1 protein-coding gene is annotated in these 776 nt (G+C 70.4%); it reads right to left on the reverse strand.

Annotated elements, in window-relative coordinates:
- Window positions 1-776, reverse strand: a 776-nt coding sequence (locus ACNPP0_RS24340) for an IF-2-associated domain-containing protein (protein ID WP_448707243.1), incomplete at both ends; no start/stop codon positions are given.

Consider the following 776-nt stretch of genomic DNA (forward strand, 5'->3'; position numbering starts at 1 on the left):
GGCCTCGGCGGCACGGCGCGCCTCATCGCGGCCACCCGACGTAGCGGAGGCGGCAAGGGGCGGGCCGGCGCGGCGGTTGTCGGCACGGTTGCCCACCTTGACAGGGGGCGCGGCCGGCGCGGGCGCGGCGGTTTTCACGGGTTCGGACTTCGCGGCAGGCTGCGCCTGGGCGATCGGCGCAGAGGCCTCGGGGGAAGGTGTATCGGACTTATTGGCTAGCACAACGGGTTCCGGCTTGGCTTCTTCAGCCTTGGGCTCGGTGGATTCAGTCTTAACTTCGGGCTTGGCCTCTTCGGCCACGGGCTCGGCAGGAGCAGGCGCCGGCGTCGGTTCGGGTTCAGGCTGGGCCTGGACTTCGGCGGCTTGCGCCTCGACGGGGGCGGGCACTTCGGCCGCGACGGGTTCAACAGGCGCGGGCGCTTCAACCGGCGCGGGCGCTTCTACAGCAACGGGCTCTTGTGCCGCGGCAGGGGCCGAAGCCTCGGCCTTGTCGGCAGTGGTCTCGCGGGGCTCGACCACGGCAGGAGCCTCGGGTGCAGCCGGCGCGGACACCTGCTGCTCTTCTTCGATCGCAACTTCATCTTCGGCGCGCGCGGACGCAGCCTGCTCAAGGGCGATTTCGGAGGGATCACGCTTGACGAAAACGCGCTTCTTGCGCACTTCGACCTGGATCGTGCGCGAGCGGCCGGTGGCATCAGCCTGCCGGATCTCGGACGTCTGGCGGCGCGTCAAGGTGATCTTCTTGCCTTCGGTCGCGCCATGGGCGCGCCGCAGCG

The organism is Achromobacter semiaridum (assembly GCF_053543755.1).